Origin of the sequence: Cohnella sp. CFH 77786, assembly GCF_019400745.1 — a bacterium.
GTDB lineage: Bacteria > Bacillota > Bacilli > Paenibacillales > Paenibacillaceae > Cohnella.
This window is the reverse complement of sequence record NZ_WJIB01000004.1, coordinates 196,067-215,612: the sequence shown is the minus strand read 5'-3', so window position 1 is coordinate 215,612 and position 19,546 is coordinate 196,067. Positions and strand designations below refer to the sequence as shown.

Sequence of the window (19,546 nt, the reverse complement as noted above, 5' to 3'; positions counted from 1 at the left end):
GGTCGAGGTGAATTTATGGAGCGGGAATATTGGAAGCTGGTCGAGCGATTGGACGCGGACGGCTTCCGGGAGTTGATGGTGACGTACGGGAAGGACGTGTGGAATTACGCGTTCTTGCTGACCCGCAGCCCGGAGATGGCGGATGACGTTTCCCAGGACGTGTTTCTGCGGGTGTACCGGAAGATCGGCTCGTTCCGGGGCGAATCGTCGATGCGGACGTGGCTGCTCGCGATTACCCGCAATATCGCCGTCAACCATCGGAGGGCGGCGTTCGTGCGCAAGGTCATGCTGGTGGATCGGCAAGTGACGCGGGAAACTCATCCGTCCGCCGAGCAAGACGCGATGGGGAGGATGCTGTCCGAGGAGATCTGGGAGCTCGTGATGAGGTTGCCGGCGAAATTCCGCGAGGTGCTCGTCTTGGATGCCAAATACGGCATGACCCAGAAGGAAATCGCGCAGCTGCTGGGAGTATCGGAAGGCACGGTCAAATCGCGGCTGTCGCGCGCCCGAAGCAAAGTGAACGCCGCATGGAAAGGGGAGTACGCGCATGAAAGAGCCTAATCCGGAGTGGTACCGGGGACTGCGGAACGAGCCGCTCGTCCGCCGAACTTTTACGATGGACAATATTATGAAGATAGAGGAGAAGGTTGCGAAAATGGAGCGGGAACGCGTTCGGGCGGGTGGACGGGGGAGGCGTGCGGCGCTGGGCATTGCGGTTTTCGCGGTGGTGCTGGCGGCGGGAATCGCGGTTTATGCGGGGAATCGGCCGGACGACGGTCAGACTCGATCTCTTTATCCCGACATATCCTCGCCTTCCGCCGTGCAGCCTGAACCGTCGCAGGCAATGCGGTGGGGAGAGGGACCTTATTCCCTGAAGAGCGAAGTGGAGGTGCTGGAGAAGCCCGAGGCCTATGGCGGCTCGGTGCCCGTTTTGTTCGTGGCTCCGCCGGGTTCGTTTTACTTCGTGAAGGAGAAACAGGGGGATTTTGTCTACGTCGTGAACCCCTTGATGTCGTCGATCCCGTCCGAAGGCTGGATTCCGAAGTGGTACTTGACCGAGGACGACAAGGACCGGGCCGAGAAAGTCGAGCCGTATGAGATGATCGTGAAAACTCCGGTTGCCTTCCGGATGTATCCCGGTGAGCCGAAGCCTTCAGGTTTCGAGCTGGAGCCGGGCAAGGTCTTGCAGGTCACCGCGCGATACGGCGAGTGGATGAGGGTGAATATCGTAACCTACGATTCCCCTTATGCGGGGGATAAATGGGTGCCGGCTTCAGCGCTCGAGGCGTGGGATCCCGCGAAAGCGAAGGAAGGATTTTTGAAGCCGGGGGCGACGGTGTACCGGGAGGACGGGCAAACGATCGACGCGCCGCCGGCGCTGGAACCGATTTGGATCCAAGGGGAGGTCGGCGGCCGCTATCAGTTCCATGCTCCGGGCGGATATATCGGGTACGTGGACAAGAAGGATTTCATTCCGAATCCGTTTGCGTATAAAGTCATCGACCAATCCGGAGAGCAGCCGGCGGACCCGAAGTGGCTGATGAGCGAGGAAGAAAAGCAAGCATATCAGGAATATGCGGAGAAGAAGTCCGACGAATTGCTCAAGGGCAAGCGGCCGCTCGAGATTTTCCGGTATTACGTCGAGGCGAACCGGGAAGGGGATTATGGAACGGTGCACGCCCTGTATGCCCAAGGCCACGAGTTTGCGACCCCCGATCTGGAGACATTTCTCAAGGATGTGGAGAACGACCCCGAGGGGAGAGAACGGAGCAGGCAGCAGTGGGAGACGTATCAGAAACGTTACCGTCTCGAAGAGCAAATCAAAAGCGATTCCGCTTGGGTAGTCATGTCGGACGGCAGCAAGGATCCCGAGAGCGTCAAGCACTTCGGGTTGACCCTGAACAAAGACGGTGTCTGGAAAGTCAACTGGCTGCCGATGCAATAGCAACTATGTTTCGGAAAGGGGCGTCCAAATTGGGGAGGTATAGGCGCTGTAGCCCGGAAAAACCGGGTTAGAGCGCATCCCTGCGTTCATAGGCGCTGTAGCCCGGAAAACCGGGTTAGAGCGTGCATCCCTGCGTTCAGAGGCGCTGTAGCCCGGAAAAACCGGGTTAGAGCGTGCGTCCCTGCGTTCAGAGGCGCTGTAGCCCGGAAAAACCGGGTTAGAGCGTGCGTCCCTGCGTTCAGAGGCGCTGTAGCCCGGAAAAACCGGGTTAGAGCGTGCATCCCTGCGTTCAGAGGCGCTGTAGCCCGGAAAAACCGGGTTAGAGCGTGCATCCCTGCGTTCAGAGGTGCTGTAGCCCGGAAAAACCGGGTTAGAGCGTGCATCCCTGGCGATCAGAGACTCCATCCTGAACGAGGCGGAACGATTGGTCATCCGATATATCCGCAGTTAAAACATTCCGCAGGCACCTCGCAAGGGGTGCCTGTTTCTTTGGCCTTGCCATGGTATACTCAAAAGGTGAGTTCATGTCCAAGCGCGGGTGAAACATGGGTCTGTCCGATTATTTGTCTTCCCTCACGGAAGAAGATCTCCGAAGATGGCTGGAAAGCTACCGTTCGCTCGGTCCGCTGCCCGGCATTCTGTTGACGTTTGCCAAGTCTTTCGTTCCCCCGCTGCCGACCATTCTCATCGTGGGCGTCAACGCGGCGGTTTACGGAATGTGGCTGGGCTTTCTCTATTCCTGGATCGGGATCGTGGCCGGCTGCGTCACCACGTTCCTCATCGTGCGGCGCATCGCGGGCCATCCCCGCCTCGAACGCTGGATGAGGAAACCGAAGGTGCAGCGAGCCCTCGTCTGGGTCCGGCGCAATGCGTTCAGCTACGTTTTCCTGCTCAGCCTGTTCCCGGTCGGGCCTTTCGTGGTCATCAACATGGCCGCGGCCGTCGCCCGGATGAACGTCCGGTCCTTCATCATCGCGATCGCATGCGGCAAAGCGATCATGGTCTTGGCCGTTTCCTACATCGGTCATGACGTCGGCAGGTTTATCGAGCGGCCACTCGAAGGGGTCTACGTCGTGTTGTTTATCGCCGCATCTTTATTCATCAGCAGAAAAATCGAGCGGCACTTCGTCGGGAAGGCCGGTCGGGAAGGGGAGTGAAGCCGGATGGCGGACGCGGAAACGGTCGTATCCAAGCAATGCGCGGCTTGCGGCGAAAGCAAGCCGCTAAGCGAATTCCGCCGGAGGACCGGGCGCCGGTCCGGCGAGCAGTCCCGCCGGGGGCGGTGCAAGAGCTGTTCGAAGAAGCAGCGTGCCGCCGTACCTGCCGCAAAGCCGTCAACCGGCCCCGATTCCGACGATCCCTCCGGTTTCAAGGAGGAGCCGAAGCGGTCCAAGCAGCCGCCCCGCCCAGAGCAGCCGAGCCACCCGGCCAAGCCGCCCCGCGCCGCGGAGCTGACTCGCCCGGCCAAGCCGCCGCTCCGCCCGGCCAAGCCGCCCCGGAACAGGCAGCCGGAGTCGGCAGGCCATGCGGTCGCCGATCCGGCCGATCCCTCGCTTCTGGTGCCGACCCGGCAGGGCTTCATCCGCATGCGGGGACGGACGGACAAGGGCCGCAGATGGTTCCAGGAAATCGACCTGGAGCTCGCGGTTACGCTCGTCAAGGAACGCGCGGCCGTCGTGGTGAACCGCCACACGATCCGCCGCCTTTTCAGCAACAAGGCTTTCCGGCGATACATTCTCACTCGGGACAAACATACGTGCCATTTTTGCGGGCAATACGGCGATACGATCGATCATCTGCTTCCGCGCGCCAAGGGCGGCCACACGACGCCCGACAATTGCGTTTGCGCCTGTAATACCTGCAACCAGTCCAAGGGGGACCGCGATTTGGAGGAATTCGTAGGTGCGCGCGCGGGAGGCTGACATGCCGGAAGTCGTTCGCATCTCCGTCCGGTCCCTGGTGGAGTACGCATACAGGCGCGGCGATATCGAAACCGGGTTCCGTTCGCCCGTGGCGCTGGCGGAGGGATCGAGGATTCACCGGCAGGTGCAGGGCGGATACGGGGAGAACGACCGCAAGGAAGTGTTTCTGTCTTCGGAGATTCCGTATGGGGATCTCCTTTTCGTGCTGGAAGGCCGTTGCGACGGGCTGCGAAAGGACGGCGACCGGATCGTGGTGGAGGAGATCAAGTCCACGGTATTGGACCCGAAGACGATCGACGAACGGCAATATCCGGTCCATTGGGCGCAAGCGATGTGCTATGCCTATCTCTACTCGAAAGAAATCGGCATTCCGAAGATTCGGATTCGGCTAACGTATGTCCATGTGGAGAGGGGAGAGACCGTCGCGTTCGAACGCGAGGAGGAATTCGCCGAGCTGGAGCGGGCGGTGATGGCCTCCATCGAAGCGTATGCCCCTTATGCCCGGATGTCGCTCCGGAATGCGCGGCTCCGGGACGAGAGCATCGCCCGGCTGGCGTTCCCGTTCGCCGCGTACCGTCCGGGACAACGCAAGCTGGCCGGAGCCGTGTACAAGTCGCTGGAGGAAGGCGTCGGCTTGTTCGCCCAAGCGCCGACGGGCATCGGCAAGACGGTGTCCGTTCTGTTTCCCGCGGTGAAGGCGATCGGACAAGGGCATATCCGCCGCCTGTTCTACCTGACCGCCAAGACAACGAACCGCACCGCGGCGGAAGACACCCTTGCCCTGCTGCGGGATGGGGGGCTGCACCTGCCGGCCGTCACCCTGACGGCGAAGGAGAAGATTTGCTTTCGGGAGGAGGTCCGCTGCAGCAAGGAATTCTGCGAATTCGCGGACGGCTATTATGACCGGATCAACGGCGCGCTGCTGGATATGCTGGCGAACGAAACGCTCATGACGCGGCTCGTCATCGAGCGGTATGCACGCAAGCATCGGGTTTGCCCATTCGAGTTTTCCCTGGACGCAGCCTATGCCGCGGACGCCGTCATTTGCGACTACAACTACGTTTTCGACCCTCGGGTTTCCTTAAAACGGCTGAGCGGCGAGCAGAAGAAGCAAACGGCGCTGCTGGCGGACGAAGCCCATAACCTGGTGGACCGGGCGCGGGAAATGTTCTCCGCCGAGCTTCGAAAGTCCGATTTTCTGGCCATCCAGCGGGAATACAAAGGGGTGAATCCCGGCGTGTTTCAAGCGGCCAAAGCGATCAACGGCCATTTCATCGCCCTGCGCAAAGAGGGCGAAGACCGGCACCGGGTGTGGAAGGAGGCGCCGGAAACGCTCCTCCAGCTGGCCGAGGCCTTCGCCGGACAAGCGGAACTCGTTCTGCAGCGCGCCGAATCGGCGCCGCAGCCGCTGCTTGACGCCTATTACGCGGTCCAGGCTTTCGTGCGGATCGGAAGCTTGTACGACGAGAGGTTCGCGACTTACGCGGAATTTTCGAAAAACGACGTGCGTCTGAAGCTCTTCTGCCTCGATCCCTCGCATTTGCTTCGCCAAACGGCCCAAGGGTTCCGCTCGCGCGTCTACTTCTCGGCCACGCTGACGCCGGCTGCGTATTTCAAGGACATGCTCGGCGCGGAGCCGGAAGATTACGGGCTCGCGGTGCCGTCGCCGTTCGCCAAGGAACAGTGGGAGGTGTCGGTCGTTCCGCTGTCGACCCGTTATGCGGACCGCGAACGGTCCGTACAGCCGCTGGTCCGCCTTCTCCGGGAGCTGCTGGAAGAGCGGCCCGGCAAGTACTTGTTCTTCTTTCCTTCCTACGAGTACATGAATGCCGTTTACGAGGGGTTTGTAGCCGAGGGTACGCAAGCGATAGCGCTTCTTCAGCATCCGACGATGGCGGAGGAGGAGAAGGCCCGGTTTCTGTCCGCCTATGCGGAGGAACAATCCGGACCGCTCGCCGGGTTCGCCGTACTGGGCGGTGTATTCTCCGAAGGCATCGACCTCGCGGGCGACCGGTTGAACGGCGTCGTCGTGGTCGGCGTCGGCCTTCCGCAGGTCGGACCGGAACGGGAAACGCTGAAACGGTATTTCGACGAAACGGGAAGAAACGGCTTCGATTACGCGTACGTATACCCGGGCATGAACAAGGTGCAGCAGGCGGGCGGCAGGCTGATCCGTTCCGAAACGGACAAGGGCGTGCTCGTTCTGGTCGACGACCGATACCGCCAAGCCCGATACCGGAGACTGTTGCCGGATGAGTGGAAAACCGAGTAGCGGGGCATATGGATTGCCATCATTCCAAGAAGCGGATGAGGATCGGCCCCAAATTTGATGCCGCTTTCCCCGCCAGCCGGCAGGATTTGGTCCGCGGATTCTCGAATTCCAATGTAGAGAAGCGGCATCCCGGAACCGGCACCCAATCACGGGAGGTATTCCAATTCAATGGCGAAGCGAATGGCATTGCTGGTCGGTACGAACAAAGGCGTCTTCCTGTACGCGTCCGATGAGAACCGCAAAGAATGGAGCTTGAAAGGTCCCTTCCTTCCGGGATGGGAGGTTTACAGCGTACTGGGGGACAGCCGGCACGGGAACCGGATTTTCGCGGGCACCTCGCATGCCGCGTACGGCGCGACGATCCGCGTGTCCGAGGACTTCGGCGAGACTTGGACGCAAATCGAGCAGGGGCCGTCCTACCCCAAGGAGACCGGGTTCAGCTTGAACCGCATCTGGCAGCTCGTGCCGGGGCATCCGTCGGAGCCGGACACGCTGTTCGCGGGCGCCGAAGAGGCCGGTTTGTTCGTCAGCCGCGACCGCGGGACGACCTGGCGCGAGCTGGACGGCCTGACGAAGCATCCGACGCGGCCGGGCTGGTTCCCCGGAGCGGGAGGCATGTGCCTGCACACGATCCTGATCGATCCCCGGAATGCGCGCCGGATGTGGGTCGCCATGTCCGCTGTCGGCGTGTTCCGCACCGAGGACGGGGGCGAGACATGGACCCCCCGCAACCAAGGACTGGCCCGCGTTCCGACCGGCCAGCCTCAGGAAGAAGTCGGGTTCTGCGTGCACAAAATGGTTCTCGATCCGTTTAATCCCGACACGTTGTACATGCAAGAACATGGCGGCGTTTTCAAATCGACGGACGGCGGCGACAGCTGGTTCACGATCGAAGACGGCGTGACCTTGCGGGATGGCGATGCCCCGTTCGGGTTCCCGATCGTCGTCTCGCCTGGCGGGGATCTGTTCCTCCTCCCGCTGGAAAGCAGCGAGCAGCGCTCGGTATCGGGAGGCAAGCTGCTTGTGTACGGCATGTACAAGGGCGAGAACCGCTGGTCGCCGGTCGGTGACGCGGCGCCGGACGAGCCGCATCACGTCAGCGTGCTGCGCGACGCCATGGCGGTAGACGCGTTCGATCCGTACGGCCTCTATTTCGGCACGACCTCCGGCGAATTGTTCTGCTCGCTGGACCGCGGCCGCACCTGGGAGCGGCTTCCCGGCCAGCTGTCCCGCATCCTGTGCGTGAAACCATGGATCGTGGAGGATTGACCGCCGATGCAGCTTGAGGTCAGCGTTCCGCTTCTGATCAGCGACTGCACCCGGGGCCGGACGCGATTCCCGCTGGAGGCCGGCACGCTCGCCGAGGCGCTGCGACTTCTGGTCGAGACGTATCCCTTGCTGAGGGTACATCTCTATAATGAACAAGGAAACGTGCGCGAGCATGTCCTGCTCTATTATAATGACGATAATATCGCCTGGCTGGACGATCTGGACATTCCGATCCAGCCCGGCGACAAGCTGAGGGTGCTGCAGGCCGTTTCCGGCGGATGAACGAAATCCCATCGCCGTCCGATAAGCGCGTGCCTGCGGCGGGAAGGATGATCATGCAGCCGATCACGCCGAATCAACGATACTCCAGGCAAACGCTGTTCGCTCCCATCGGTCCGGAAGGGCAGCGGCGGATCTCTTCCTCCCGCGTGCTCATCGTCGGGATGGGCGCGCTGGGGACGGTGCTCGCGAGCCATATGGTTCGCGCGGGCGTCGGGACGCTCCGCATCGTCGACCGCGACTACGTGGAGCCGAGCAATCTGCAGCGCCAGATGCTGTACGACGAAGAGGACGTCGCCGGGGCGCTGCCCAAGGCGGTGGCGGCAGGGAGGAAGCTGGCGCGCATCAACTCGGACGTACAGCTGGATCCGATCGTGTCCGACGTCACCCCCCTGAACGCGGAGAAGCTGATGAAAGGCATCGATCTCGTGCTGGACGGGACGGACAATTTCCGCACGAGGCTGCTGCTGAATGACGCTTGCTTCAAAAAAGGAATCCCGTTCGTCTACGGAGGCGCGGTCAGCGCGCAAGGCATGACCGCGATGCTGGTTCCCGGGGAAACGTGCTGCCTGCGCTGCCTGATCGGGTCGGGGGACGGCGGCGGGGGGCAGACCTGCGATACGGTAGGCGTCATCGCTCCCATCGTGGATATCATCGCCTCGTTCCAGGCCGTCGAAGCGCTGAAGCACATGGTCGGCGACGCCGGCGCACGCCGGGGCGGGCTGCTGTCGCTGGAGGTCTGGCATTACCATTCGATGAACCTGAAGCTTCCCGAGCCGAGGAAGGATTGCCCGACCTGCCGGCTGCGGCAGTACCCGGCTTTGGAGGCGGACGCGGAGGATGCCGCCACGCTGTGCGGCAGGGAAACGGTGCAGATCCAGGGGGCGCGGCCTTTCGACCTGGAAGCGTGGGAGCGGCGTCTCGCCCCTTCCTGCACGGTCAGCCGCAACCCGTTCCTGCTCCGGGCCGAGCTGCCGGAAGGGGAGCGTCTCGTGCTCTTCCCGGACGGAAGGGTGCTCGTTCAAGGCACGGAAGACCCGTCCCGGGCGAGAACGCTGTACGACCGGTACGTCGGCTCCTGATCTTCTTCGTTCGGACCCGCTCCGGCAACTCGTTTCGGCACTACCCGCTCCGCCGGAATTGCGGACAGCCCGATTGTATGGTATTCTGATTCCAATTCACTGGAAGGAGGTGAGGCAGGATGAATCGCGAATGCGAGAATAACCAATTGAGCCGGGAGCCTATTCAGGCAGCCGGCATCGTGCATGCAGGAATGGCCGACGGGAGAAGTCTGTCCATTTTTACCCATACGGTTATTCCCATCGCGAAATGATTCCTGTCTCGGCCTCATCGGATGAACGAAGGCGAAGACGCGGGATGTTTCCCGCGTCTTTTGCCGTTTTTCGCCATCATTCAGGATTTGTCGAGAGGGAATCCACCTAGGAGGAACTCAAGATGATCGTCAGCTGCCAACATTTGAAAAAATACCACGGCGCCAAGCTGGTGCTCGAAGATATCACGTTCGAAATTCCCGAAGGGGAAAGGGTCGGCCTGATCGGTCGCAACGGCTGCGGCAAAACGACGCTGCTCCGCCTCCTCGCGGGAGAGGAGTCTCCCGACGGAGGCATGCTGGCCATCCGCAAGGAAACCCGAATCGGTTATTTGCGGCAGATCCCGGAAACGGGTGAATTTCTGACCCTCTACGATGTATTGGCGCGAGGGTACGGCGAGGTCCTGCGCCTGAAGGAACGGATGCGCGAGCTGGAGCAGTCCATGGCGGATCCAGGGCTCTCCGCCGATCCGGCCCGGCTGGGCGAGATGCTGCGGCAGTATTCGTCTGCCCAGGAACGTTTCGAGCTCGGGGGCGGCTACGAGATGGAAGCCCGCATCGCTCAAGTTGCCTCCGGTCTCGGGATCGACGCCGGCCAATTCGAGCGCCGATTCGCGTCGCTGTCGGGCGGCGAGAAGACGAAGGCGGCGCTCGCTTCCCTGTTGATCGAAAGGCCCTCGCTGCTCCTCCTCGACGAACCGACCAACCATCTGGACCTGGCCGGCGTCGAATGGCTCGAAGCGTATCTCCGGGACTACCCCGGGACCTGCGTCATCGTGTCGCACGATCGCTACTTCCTGGACCAAGCCGTCACCCGAATCGTAGAGATCGAGGACGGGGAGGCTGCCGTGTACCCCACAACCTTCACCGGCTACCTCAAGGAGAAAGAAGAGCGGCTGTTGAAGCAGTTCGCCGAATACCAGGAGCAGCAGAAAAAGATTTCGAAAATGGAGGAAGCGATCAAGCAACTGGAAACATGGGGCAGGATCGGGGGCAACGGGAAGTTCTTCCGAAGGGCGGCCTCGATGCGTAAGGCGTTGGAGCGGATGGGGAAGGTGAAACGCCCCGTGCTCGAGCGCAGAACGGCGGAATTCGGCGCGGCCCCGGCGGACCGTTCCGGCCATGACGTCTTCGCTTTCCGGGGACTTCGCAAATCCTTCGGTTCCCGCACGATTCTCGCCGGCATCGACGGAAGTCTCCGCTACGGCGACAAGACGGCGATCGTCGGGGACAACGGTTCGGGCAAGAGCACGCTGTTCAAGCTGCTGCTCGGGGAACTGGAGCCGGACGGCGGCGAGATCGCGCTGGGAGCCCGGGTGGACGTCGGATACCTGGGGCAGGAAGAGAAGCCCGCCGACGGAGGGCGCAGCGTGCTGGAATTCTTCCGGGAACAAGCGCGGCTGGAGGAGGGGGAGGCACGCCATCGTTTGGCCAAACAGCTGTTCTACGGGCCTGACGTGTTCAAATCGGTCGGTTCCTTGTCGGGCGGAGAGTGGACGCGGCTTCGCCTGGCGCTCCTCATGCATCGGAAGCCGAACCTGCTGCTGCTCGACGAGCCGACCAACCATCTGGACATCGCGTCGCGCGAAGCGCTGGAGGAGGCGCTGGAGGAATTCTCCGGCACGGTGTTGGCGATCTCCCACGATCGCTACTTCCTCAACCGATTCGCCGGGCGGATCTGGGAAATCCGCGGCGGCAGACTGACCGCGTACCTCGGGAACTACGACGACTACCGGGAGAAGAGCGCCAGCCACCGCCCGGCCGAAGATCATCTATCCGCCAGTCCGGCAGCCGGACCGCCGAGCCAACCCGGCACAGTCGCCGCTCCGCAGGCACAGGCGAAACGGGAGAAGGCCTCCGCCGCGAAAGCGGAGGCCGCTGCAGATCCCCGGTCATGGGAAGCGGCCATCGCGGAGGCGGAAGCCGAGCTCGCCCGGCTTGACGCCGAATTGGCCGAAGCGGAATCGTCGGCCGATCTGACGGCGCTCGCCGAAGGCTGGGCGAAACGCGAGAGGCTGAAGGAGCGGCTGGACCGGCTCTACGAGGAATGGATGCGCGGGCAATCGTAGCCCGCGCGGGTTCAGACGAACGGCAGGTCCGTTTCGGTCTCGAATCCTTCGGTCAGCGTGTCGAGCGGAACGGTCTGCTCCTCGCCCGGCTTGTCGAGCGGGAAAATTCTCGCCGTTCCGGCTCCCGCGTTCACGTGCTGGATATACACGGGAACGCCGTAATACGAGACGTCGACCATTTCCGGGGACTCGGCGATTTCTTTCGCTCTTTGAGCGTTCATGGCGTCATCACCTCTCGCACAGTATGTACCGGGTTTCCCTCCCATATCCGCACGGGATGGAAAAAAAAGGGCGCCGCCTGGCGCCCCTTATAAATCATTCCCCCGGCGGAGTCGGATTTCTTCCATGCGGCTAACGGAATGCGGGAAGGGATGGTGCCGTTATTACCAGTGGTGGTGCTTCCCGTGATGGTGCTTTTTCCAGTGGTGATGGTGGTGTTTTTTCTTGAAATCGAATTTTTTAATATTGCGTTTTCTGACTTTGACCTTTTTGACGTTGATTTTTTTGACGTTGAACTTTTTGAGGTTGATCTTTTTGATATTGAATTTTTTCACTTTGACTTTCTTGATGTTGAATACTTTGACTTTGACTCTTTTGATGTTGAATACTTTGACTTTGCGCTTTTTGGAGTAGAATCTTTGGACATGGTCATGACACCCGTATCCCATGCTTACCACCTCCTTTCCCGGAATAAGAAAGGTTTTCGCTTACCCGTGAAGACAAAGAACGTGTTCTGCGGATCTCCACGTTCAGGACCTTGGCGGCGAAGGCGTTGCCTTCTTCTCAGGAACGGGGCAGTATTTTTCGGATAACCATGCTTCGCAGCCGGCGATTACCGTTCCCGCTGCGGTTTTGACCGTCCGGTTTCCCTCCCTCGTCCTCTCCGTAGCCGCATGTTATCGTATGGCCTTCCCCTGTTAGCCGTTCCGGCGAATGTACGCGGTCAATCGTGTCGATTTTGCCGCAATGGACGAAAAAGACCCCTCCGGCTTCGAAGAGGTCTTGTGGATCAAGGTTTTATCGATGGACCGCCCTTGCGTACGAACTTCCGAATTCGGGCTCGGATGGCATCACCGCTGCGTGACTCAGACTTAGAAATCATCGCCCCACAGAACGATGAGCTCCCATTCTTGCAGCGAGAATTCAATCTCCTAAACATGCCGTTATCGAACAGGCCATACGCGGGATTCAACCCGTTCATAGAATTTGATTGCGGCTGCAGTCCATGCGACTAGAGCATTCGTCCTGCAGAGGCGATGAACGGCGAAGGCCGATACTGAACCGATCAAAGCGCCTGCAATGACGTCAAGCGGATAATGCACACCTGTCCATATGCGCGAGAAACCGATACAAGCCGCAGCCGCAAGCCATAACCGGCCCGGCTTCCTTTTGACCAGCCAGATCGATACGGCGATGGCGAATCCCCCTGTCGCGTGATCGCTCGGGAAAGAAGCGTTCGCCGGATGGCCGATCAACTGCATCACATGGTGATGGACAAAAGGCCTGTTCCGGAAATACAGATCGCTTAGGACTCCACTGGCGGCTAATGCAAGGCAGGCTGACATCCCGGAGGCAACAACCATTTTCCGGTTTTCGTCCGTTCGGGCAAACCAATAAACAAGGATACCGAGAAAAAATAAATACTCGGCGTCCTGTGCGAAATAGCGCATCACGGCATCGAGCCATGGCAGCTTGCCTGCATGTTCGTTAATCAATTGGAAAACCACAAAATCCAGCTGTGCGATCGTCATGTGTGATTCTCCTTCTCCTGCTGTGGACGGGGAAATGAAACGGTCACGATCGTCCCTTTGTTTTCTTTGCTGATGATGGAGATATTTCCACCGTAGCTGTCAACGATTCTTTTGGCGATGGAGAGTCCCAAGCCGCTTCCGCCTCTGAACCGTGTTCGCGCTTTATCCACACGGTAGAACCGGTCGAATACGCGCGGGATTTCCGATTTCGGAATGCCTATGCCATAATCCGCTACTTCAAGCGCAATCCGGTCTTGTCCCTCGGCGAAACAGTTCACCCGAACGACACGGCTCTCCCCTGAATATTTCACCGCATTATCCAAAATAATAAGCAGAATCTGTTTGAAATGATCCTCGGAAACGGCAAGCTTGTCCCCGGAATCGATTCGAATATCCGACTCGAACAGGAAGTCGGGATGAATAACGCGAAAATCGTCCACAATCTTTCCGATGCAGGGGGAGGGTCCGAACGGAGCGAATGATCGCGATACGGGCAGCGATTCGGCCTTTGTCAGAGCGAGCAGCTCTTGCGTCAATCCCTTCAGCCGGCTGAGCTCCTGCAACGAAGCGTCAAGCGACTCATCCAAGACCGACGCGTCCTTTTTGCCCCAACGCTTTAACAGTGCCAAGTGGCCTTCAATAATGGCGATCGGGGTGCGCAATTCGTGCGAAGCGTCTTCGACAAACTGTTTCTGCTGCCTAAACGACGTTTCAAGACGGTCCATCATTTCATTGAACACTTGCCCGAGCATCGACATTTCATTGCGGGTATCCGAAATCTCAACCCTTTCGGACAAACCGTGCTGCTTAATATTTTCCATGGTCCGGGCCAGACGGGAAATCGGCTTCGTAAATTGACCCGCCATCAGTATGCTGGCCGCGGCTCCCATCGCAATGCCGAAAAGCCCTCCGCAAGCCATCACTGCAAAAAGGACATGGCCGAGCCGTTCGTAATTTTCCAGGTTGCGGACGATTTCAATCGTGCCGCGGGCATTCCTAGCACGGAATGGGCTTCGCAAAACAAGCAGATGATCTTCTTCGTGCCATTCGCTCATCACTTCCCGTTTAACCGATGTTTCCGGCGGGACCCACTCGGGGGGCAATCCTTCGCTGATGGTCAGCAGAGGCGTGCCCTTCTCATCCAAAATGCGAATGAATTGATAGCTGTCGTTGACTTTTTCCAGAAACCTTTTGCTTTCCGGATCGTCCAGCTTTTTTCCGCTTGCGAAATATCCTTCCATTTCATCCGCGCTTTTCAGAAGCTGCTGCTCTTCCTGGCCGAGCGCCCAGCGGTCAAGCACGAAATATTGTGCGCCGTTGTATACGACGAACAGAACGATAATGAGCGATGAAAACCAGACTGCCAGTTTCCATCTCATAGGCAAAGCGTTTATACGCTGAAGCAACTTTATCATCGCATCACGTATCCTATCCCTCGTATCGTATGAATATAGCCGTCTTCCCCGCTGTCGCCGATTTTGTTTCGCACATACCTCACATAAACGTCCACAACGTTCGTTTCGACGTCGGCGCCGACTCCCCAAACGCTTTCGATGAGCGCCTCCCTTGTCAATATGCGCTTAATGTTGCTCATAAACACCGCAAGCAAGTCGAACTCCCGCTTGGTAAGCGTGATCGTCTCGCCGTTCCTGAAGACCGTTCTTGCGGCGGGATCCAGCCGAAGGTCGCGGAACGCCAGAACGTCCCCATTGCCCGCTAGCAAGGAACGGCGCCGATCGACGGCTCGCATCCGGGCCAGCAGCTCCTCAATCGCAAACGGCTTCGGAATATAATCGTCGGCGCCGGTATCGAGCCCCGACACCCGGTCGGCGACGCTGTCCCTCGCAGTCAGCATGATAATGGGCGTGTTCTTGCGCTCGCGAATGCGGCGGCACACTTCGAAGCCGTCCATTCCGGGGAGCATGACGTCAAGCAGGATCATATGCCACTCCTTTTCCAGCGCCATACACAAGCCTTCCTGGCCGTCGAAGGCTACTTGAACGTTATAGCCCTCATGCCTCAGCTCCAGTTCGACAAAACGGGCAAAGTTGTATTCGTCTTCCACAATAAGAACGCTGTTCATGTCTCACCTCCGGGACGGCTCGTTCCTCTTATTTGTTTGCTGCGTTCAAGACACGGAGCGAATTGTCGAGCGCAGTTTTGCATTTGCCGGCATTCGGATGTCCCGAACGAACGGCCGCCAGGACGACATCAATCGTTCCGTCAATATGGGTCCAAGTTGCGCCGTCGGCTTTTCTAAGCTTGGGCTCCGAGATGTCCCACTGATGCTCCAGCTCGTCGGCGCCTTTATTCGCTGAAGCAAAGTCATTGGCGTTTACATCCTTTAGCATGTCATTTTCAAGTGTGATGAAATCCGATAATCTTCCGGATAATGCAGGTTGCGGAGAATCGGTGTGCGATGCTGATTGAACGGCACCGTTTGTCGCTTGCAGCGAACCGGCGGTTTGCGACGCTGATTGATCGGTTTGCGATGCGATGTTGCTGCTTAACCGGACGTAACCGCCAATCCCGGCAACCAGGAAAAAACACAGCACCGTTGCGGTTTGCGTCAAAACCTTTTGCTTGCTTCCGCTTTCCTGGTTGGTTTCTGCCGGTTCACTTTTGGTTAGGGTATCGATTTTTGTCGCGGCCAGAAGAATGATAATCGCCAAAATAGCGACAAGAAAAATGACACTGGTCATTGTGGTCCCCAAGCCTAATCCGCCATTAATGGCTGGCTGGGACAAATAATCGCCCAAGGACGCTCCGAGCGGACGTGTAAGAATATATACAACCCAAAACGCCAACACCCCGTCAAGCTTCAATCTCCAAGCCAAAAATAGGCAAGCGATGATGATGACGACCGTTATTCCGGTGTAAAGATAGCCAAGGCCGAGTTGTTCGGAATATAAATCGCCGACTGCCGTTCCAAGCGCAAAGGTGAACAGAATGGTAAGCCAATAGAAAACTTCTCTTTGTCTCGTATAAATCGAATGGATCGAGAGGGTTTTTTCCCTCATGTACCATAACAGGAATGTCAGTCCTAAAAGGAAGGCGAAAACCGCTGTGCTAAGCTCGAGCGGCACACCCATTGCATCCGTTAAATTATCGGTTACGAGCGTTCCGAATACGCTTATAAGCACAACCGTCGGCCAATAAATGACCGGAACATATTTCGTCGCCCTGAATTGAAGAAACAACAAAATGAAAAACGCGATTCCCATAATCATTGTCGTGTTCGTTAAACCGAATCCAAGACCGAAATTAAGGAAATCGGCAAAAGTTTCTCCAACCGTTGTGCATAAAACTTTGATGATCCAGAAGAAAATCGTAACTTCCGGTACCTTGCTTAACATGTGCCTGCCCGGCGATTGAGCTGCACCGTTTACATGCTGCGAATCGTTGTCCATGGGGTAACCTCCGTAACAATAGGATAGATGTTACTAAGCTTTGCCACCCAGTATAGCAACCGAAAATGAAAATTCACTGTGAAAAAAACGAAAGAAACCCATTCTGCCGCGAAAAGAATGTTCACCTGCTCGTCGCTTTAGAGTCCTAGGCTTCAAACCGGCGGAGCCATGCACCAAGAATTCACGACTATGGTTCAACGCATATGGACTTAAGCGTCCGCCGGGTTCCTTTTTACAGATCGCATCGCTCTCCGCTAGAATAGGAGAGTTACGAGATCACGCACAAGGAGAATGGGGCCGCGCATGAAATTTTCCGTTCAGTACCTGAGCTTCTTCGTCATCCGCTCCGACGCCTCGGAAACCGATACGACCAAGCGTTATAAGCACTATCAGACCCTTACGCACGAGGAGTACCAGGACAGCGAGCTGAAGGCGTTTCTCGACGGCGAGTTCGCCCGCATCGGCAAGCGCAAGGCCGACATCAATCCCGCCAGCGAGGCGGTGCCGACCAAAATCGGGCGTTTCATGGTCGAACCGGGCCATGAGCTCACGAGCAACCCCAACTACAACCTGTTTCAGCGCATCCGTACCGCCCCCGACAAGCCCCAATTCCATGCCATGAGCGACGATTTGATCCGGATCTACATGGAAGCCAGCGCCGTGAGGGGCGGGGCGTTCATCGTGGCGCTCGCCAAGCTGAACGAATTGTTCGATGATCCGTTACTGTTCCTTCTGAAATGCGATTTCGAGAACAAGATCGCCCGCATCTCCGACGAGCGGAGCCTCATTACGAAGGTCGAGATGGCCATCAACGCGCGGAACATCAAGTCCATCATGTACCCGCACATGCCGGAGCCGGGGATGCTGGAGGAATGGGAGCTCAAAATCCACCAGGCGTCGCATGCGCGCTATTTCGAGGATTTCCTGAAATACGTGTCCTACGAGAAATCGAAACCGGAGATCGTCAGCGACCAGGTGGCGGAAATGTTCACGGAGTACATCGAAACCAAGTGGCCGGAGGCGGCAGTCGCCGCCGCGGTTGCGGCGGAAGCCGAGGAAGCGGTCTTGCCCTCGGGTGCAGCGATCGAGGAAATGGAGCGGGAGAAGAAGCAATTCGAGCTCTGGTCCGCCTCGGAGAAGAGGGAGCTTCAGCAGCTGTGGGCGCACGAACGCGTCCTGGAGGCGGCGGCCCGGCTCACGGCTTACCAGCCGGAGCTGGAGCTGAAGCTCAAGCTCGCGGGCGTATCGGTGCGCGGGCACATGGCGGACTACGGCAAATCAATCCACCTCGCGAGCCACAACGGGCGGTTCGTCGTCCTGATCGAAGGGGACAACTTCGAATTCGAGCGGGGCGTGTCGCCCGTCGAGCTGCTGCAGCCGGACGATATCGCCGTCGTGCTGGAACGGATGAAACAGCGGGCCCAAGAGGAAGAAGAAGCCGCGGCGGCGGGCGGTTACGCCGATGGCGGACCGGAAGCTTACGGGGAGTAGCCTCCGGTCGGCGCGTCATGTAAGGGTGCAGCAAGATAAGGCCGGCTATGTACAAGAAAGCGGCGAAATAAGCAGGCAGCAGATGAATGAAGTCGGTATAGCCGATTTCGAAGTGTATGCTGAACGCCCCGAGGAAGGCCGGGAGGCCGCCATACAGCAGCGTGTGCCATCGATTCCGCGTGCCCCAGCGTCTTGATGAGCAGGGTGCCGCCCGGGAGCCGGCTTACGGTCCCCATGCCGCGCAGTACGAGCGTCCGGGCAAGCCGCGTGGGCAGCTTCTGCAGCCAAGGGCGAAACAGAGTGCGATAGGACCAATCCGGCATGATGCGCTCCTTTTCTTGCTGATTTTTCCTCGAGTATATCATACGCGGGAAATGCGGAGAGTAGAGTAGGAATGGACAGCCCCCGGAAGGGGGCGGCAGCATTCATGGACGGAGGCAGGAGAATGAAACGTTCGACGATGGGTTGGCTGATCGCCGGGGCTTTGGTATTGATCGTGATCTTTACCGCCATCGGTTCCTACAACCGGCTCGTGACTTCGGAAACGGACGCGGAAAGCAAATTCGCGGCGATTGACGTTCAGTTGCAGCGACGTGCGGATTTGATTCCGAATCTGGTCCAAACGGTCAAAGGTTACGCCGCGCACGAGAAAGAAGTGTTAACCGCGATATCCGACGCGCGTGCCCGGCTCGCCGGAGCCGGGACGCCCGAGCAGAAAGCGGCCGCGGACGCGGAGCTGACCAGCGCGCTCTCCAGGCTGCTGGTCGTGGTGGAGAATTACCCGAATCTCAAAGCTGACGCGCAGTTCACTCGACTGATGGATGAGCTGTCCGGGACGGAGAACCGCATCGCGGTTGCCCGCAAAGATTATAACGACGCGGTTTCGATCTATAACGCGAAGCTCCGGAGATTTCCCGTTGTCATGTATGCCGGCATGTTCGGGTTCGGGAAGAAGGCTTTCTTCCAAGCCCAAAAGGGGACGGACACGGCCCCCGAGGTGAAGTTCTGATATGGCCGCAGTGCGGCTGCAGCGTCTCGTTGCGATATGTCTTGCTGCGCTCGTCGTGCTGGCCGCGGCGGGCGGAGCTTGGGCGCGGGGCGATTCCCGGTATGGCGTTTACGTGCAGGATGAAGCCGGCATCATTTCCGGGCAGACCCGGGACGAGCTGTACCGGCAGGCGACCTGGCTGAACGAGCGGACCGGCACGGCGCAGGTCGGCATCGTGACCGTGAACGATTTGGGCGGCATCACGATCGAAGAGTACGCGGTCGCCAAGTTCCGCGAGCTGGGTCTCGGCGGCAAAGAAAGCCATGACGGCGTGCTGCTGTTATACGCCGAACGTGAGAAGCGTGTGCGGATCGAAGTCGGCTACGGCATGGAAGGCCGCATTCCCGACGGCAAAGCCGGCGCGATTCTGGACCGGTACTTCGTTCCGAACCGGAACGCCGGCCGTTTCGACGAAGCGTTCTTCCTTACGCAGAGCGCCCTGATCCGCGAAATGGCGGCGGAATACGGCATCGACGCCTCGTCCATCGGTTCCGCCGACATGCCTGCCCCCGGGTACGGAGGAGAAGGCGAAGAGGGCTTCTGGAACTCGCTGCCCTGGCCAGTCAAGCTGCTGGGAGCCGCGGCCATCGTTCTGCTGTTCCTTCTCGACTTCAAGTTTACCGGCGGGGCCGTGACGTATGCCCTCCTTCAATCGATCGGCCGAAGAGTCGGATCGTCCGGAGGCGGCCGAGGCGGCGGAGGATGGGGAGGGCGCGGGGGCGGAGGTTCCTCCGGCGGAGGCGGCGCCAGCCGATAAGCG

At 59.0% G+C, this 19,546-nt stretch carries 18 protein-coding genes and 1 pseudogene; 14 read left to right on the top strand and 5 right to left on the bottom strand.

Annotation, left to right across the window (positions count from 1 at the left end):
• The first annotated feature begins 15 nt into the window (after positions 1-15).
• From GE107_RS08150 to abc-f, 10 genes are all read left to right on the top strand, one after another.
• Entirely contained in the window at positions 16-561 is a 546-nt protein-coding gene (locus tag GE107_RS08150) for an RNA polymerase sigma factor (protein WP_370636309.1), read from the top strand.
• Positions 548-1,945 carry an SH3 domain-containing protein gene (locus tag GE107_RS08145; protein WP_219639194.1) on the top strand — a complete coding sequence of 466 codons (1,398 nt, stop codon included), beginning with the start codon at positions 548-550 and terminating at the stop codon, positions 1,943-1,945. The genes GE107_RS08150 and GE107_RS08145 overlap by 14 nt, the downstream gene beginning before the upstream one ends.
• A gap of 545 nt (positions 1,946-2,490) precedes the next feature.
• Positions 2,491-3,102 (top strand): TVP38/TMEM64 family protein, encoded by a 612-nt coding sequence (locus tag GE107_RS08140; protein ID WP_219639193.1) that lies wholly within the window; start codon positions 2,491-2,493, stop codon positions 3,100-3,102.
• A gap of 6 nt (positions 3,103-3,108) precedes the next feature.
• Positions 3,109-3,867: an HNH endonuclease gene (locus GE107_RS08135; RefSeq protein WP_219639192.1), complete on the top strand. Its 759-nt coding sequence runs from the start codon at positions 3,109-3,111 to the stop codon at positions 3,865-3,867.
• Between the two features lies 1 nt (position 3,868).
• Positions 3,869-6,139 carry an ATP-dependent DNA helicase gene (locus GE107_RS08130; protein ID WP_219639191.1) on the top strand — a complete coding sequence of 757 codons (2,271 nt, stop codon included), beginning with the start codon at positions 3,869-3,871 and terminating at the stop codon, positions 6,137-6,139.
• Positions 6,140-6,307: 168 nt separating this feature from the next.
• Positions 6,308-7,408: a WD40/YVTN/BNR-like repeat-containing protein gene (locus tag GE107_RS08125; protein WP_219639190.1), complete on the top strand. Its 1,101-nt coding sequence runs from the start codon at positions 6,308-6,310 to the stop codon at positions 7,406-7,408.
• Between the two features lie 6 nt (positions 7,409-7,414).
• A complete protein-coding gene (locus GE107_RS08120; protein ID WP_219639189.1) occupies positions 7,415-7,690 on the top strand; it encodes a MoaD/ThiS family protein in 276 nt (91 codons plus the stop codon).
• Positions 7,691-7,743: 53 nt separating this feature from the next.
• Complete coding sequence (locus GE107_RS08115) at positions 7,744-8,769, top strand: ThiF family adenylyltransferase (protein ID WP_219639188.1); 1,026 nt, start codon at positions 7,744-7,746, stop codon at positions 8,767-8,769.
• A 119-nt stretch (positions 8,770-8,888) separates the two neighbouring features.
• Positions 8,889-9,020 carry a hypothetical protein gene (locus GE107_RS26475; RefSeq protein WP_255570315.1) on the top strand — a complete coding sequence of 44 codons (132 nt, stop codon included), beginning with the start codon at positions 8,889-8,891 and terminating at the stop codon, positions 9,018-9,020.
• 122 nt (positions 9,021-9,142) lie between these two features.
• The gene (gene abc-f, locus GE107_RS08110) at positions 9,143-11,086 is read left to right on the top strand and encodes a ribosomal protection-like ABC-F family protein (protein WP_219639187.1); all 1,944 of its coding nucleotides are present in this window, start codon (positions 9,143-9,145) and stop codon (positions 11,084-11,086) included.
• Between the two features lie 11 nt (positions 11,087-11,097).
• Here abc-f and GE107_RS08105 read toward each other — a convergent pair whose 3' ends face one another.
• On the bottom strand, positions 11,098-11,307 hold the full coding sequence (locus GE107_RS08105; protein WP_219639186.1) for an H-type small acid-soluble spore protein: 210 nt from the start codon (positions 11,305-11,307) through the stop codon (positions 11,098-11,100).
• Positions 11,308-11,445: 138 nt separating this feature from the next.
• On the opposite strand from GE107_RS08105, the gene GE107_RS08100 reads away from it, so the two are divergent.
• Entirely contained in the window at positions 11,446-11,898 is a 453-nt protein-coding gene (locus GE107_RS08100) for a hypothetical protein (RefSeq protein WP_219639185.1), read from the top strand.
• 351 nt (positions 11,899-12,249) lie between these two features.
• Here GE107_RS08100 and GE107_RS08095 read toward each other — a convergent pair whose 3' ends face one another.
• The 4 genes and pseudogenes from GE107_RS08095 to GE107_RS26470 form a co-directional block, all read right to left on the bottom strand.
• Positions 12,250-12,837, bottom strand: coding sequence for an undecaprenyl-diphosphatase (locus GE107_RS08095; RefSeq protein ID WP_219639184.1), 588 nt, complete (start codon positions 12,835-12,837; stop codon positions 12,250-12,252).
• Positions 12,834-14,252: a HAMP domain-containing sensor histidine kinase gene (locus GE107_RS08090; protein WP_219639183.1), complete on the bottom strand. Its 1,419-nt coding sequence runs from the start codon at positions 14,250-14,252 to the stop codon at positions 12,834-12,836. Before GE107_RS08090 ends, GE107_RS08095 begins: the two co-directional genes overlap by 4 nt.
• Positions 14,249-14,920: a response regulator transcription factor gene (locus GE107_RS08085; protein WP_219639182.1), complete on the bottom strand. Its 672-nt coding sequence runs from the start codon at positions 14,918-14,920 to the stop codon at positions 14,249-14,251. The genes GE107_RS08090 and GE107_RS08085 overlap by 4 nt, the downstream gene beginning before the upstream one ends.
• A 550-nt stretch (positions 14,921-15,470) precedes the next feature.
• Positions 15,471-16,247: pseudogene (locus GE107_RS26470) on the bottom strand (COG4705 family protein); the annotation flags it as partial.
• A gap of 303 nt (positions 16,248-16,550) precedes the next feature.
• On the opposite strand from GE107_RS26470, the gene GE107_RS08075 reads away from it, so the two are divergent.
• From GE107_RS08075 to GE107_RS08065, 3 genes are all read left to right on the top strand, one after another.
• Positions 16,551-17,738 (top strand): DUF3900 domain-containing protein, encoded by a 1,188-nt coding sequence (locus GE107_RS08075; RefSeq protein ID WP_219639180.1) that lies wholly within the window; start codon positions 16,551-16,553, stop codon positions 17,736-17,738.
• A 445-nt stretch (positions 17,739-18,183) separates the two neighbouring features.
• Positions 18,184-18,747: a LemA family protein gene (locus GE107_RS08070; RefSeq protein WP_219639179.1), complete on the top strand. Its 564-nt coding sequence runs from the start codon at positions 18,184-18,186 to the stop codon at positions 18,745-18,747.
• A gap of 1 nt (position 18,748) precedes the next feature.
• A complete protein-coding gene (locus tag GE107_RS08065) occupies positions 18,749-19,543 on the top strand; it encodes a TPM domain-containing protein (protein ID WP_219639178.1) in 795 nt (264 codons plus the stop codon).
• Positions 19,544-19,546 lie beyond the last annotated feature (3 nt).

Coding starts and splice junctions, on each gene's coding strand:
- GE107_RS08150 (WP_370636309.1), top strand. CDS start 16: ATGGAGCGGGAATATTGGAAGCTGGTCGAGCGATTGGACGCGGACGGC.
- GE107_RS08145 (WP_219639194.1), top strand. CDS start 548: ATGAAAGAGCCTAATCCGGAGTGGTACCGGGGACTGCGGAACGAGCCG.
- GE107_RS08140 (WP_219639193.1), top strand. CDS start 2,491: ATGGGTCTGTCCGATTATTTGTCTTCCCTCACGGAAGAAGATCTCCGA.
- GE107_RS08135 (WP_219639192.1), top strand. CDS start 3,109: ATGGCGGACGCGGAAACGGTCGTATCCAAGCAATGCGCGGCTTGCGGC.
- GE107_RS08130 (WP_219639191.1), top strand. CDS start 3,869: ATGCCGGAAGTCGTTCGCATCTCCGTCCGGTCCCTGGTGGAGTACGCA.
- GE107_RS08125 (WP_219639190.1), top strand. CDS start 6,308: ATGGCGAAGCGAATGGCATTGCTGGTCGGTACGAACAAAGGCGTCTTC.
- GE107_RS08120 (WP_219639189.1), top strand. CDS start 7,415: ATGCAGCTTGAGGTCAGCGTTCCGCTTCTGATCAGCGACTGCACCCGG.
- GE107_RS08115 (WP_219639188.1), top strand. CDS start 7,744: ATGCAGCCGATCACGCCGAATCAACGATACTCCAGGCAAACGCTGTTC.
- GE107_RS26475 (WP_255570315.1), top strand. CDS start 8,889: ATGAATCGCGAATGCGAGAATAACCAATTGAGCCGGGAGCCTATTCAG.
- abc-f (WP_219639187.1), top strand. CDS start 9,143: ATGATCGTCAGCTGCCAACATTTGAAAAAATACCACGGCGCCAAGCTG.
- GE107_RS08105 (WP_219639186.1), bottom strand. CDS start 11,307: ATGAACGCTCAAAGAGCGAAAGAAATCGCCGAGTCCCCGGAAATGGTC.
- GE107_RS08100 (WP_219639185.1), top strand. CDS start 11,446: ATGCGGGAAGGGATGGTGCCGTTATTACCAGTGGTGGTGCTTCCCGTG.
- GE107_RS08095 (WP_219639184.1), bottom strand. CDS start 12,837: ATGACGATCGCACAGCTGGATTTTGTGGTTTTCCAATTGATTAACGAA.
- GE107_RS08090 (WP_219639183.1), bottom strand. CDS start 14,252: ATGATAAAGTTGCTTCAGCGTATAAACGCTTTGCCTATGAGATGGAAA.
- GE107_RS08085 (WP_219639182.1), bottom strand. CDS start 14,920: ATGAACAGCGTTCTTATTGTGGAAGACGAATACAACTTTGCCCGTTTT.
- GE107_RS08075 (WP_219639180.1), top strand. CDS start 16,551: ATGAAATTTTCCGTTCAGTACCTGAGCTTCTTCGTCATCCGCTCCGAC.
- GE107_RS08070 (WP_219639179.1), top strand. CDS start 18,184: ATGAAACGTTCGACGATGGGTTGGCTGATCGCCGGGGCTTTGGTATTG.
- GE107_RS08065 (WP_219639178.1), top strand. CDS start 18,749: ATGGCCGCAGTGCGGCTGCAGCGTCTCGTTGCGATATGTCTTGCTGCG.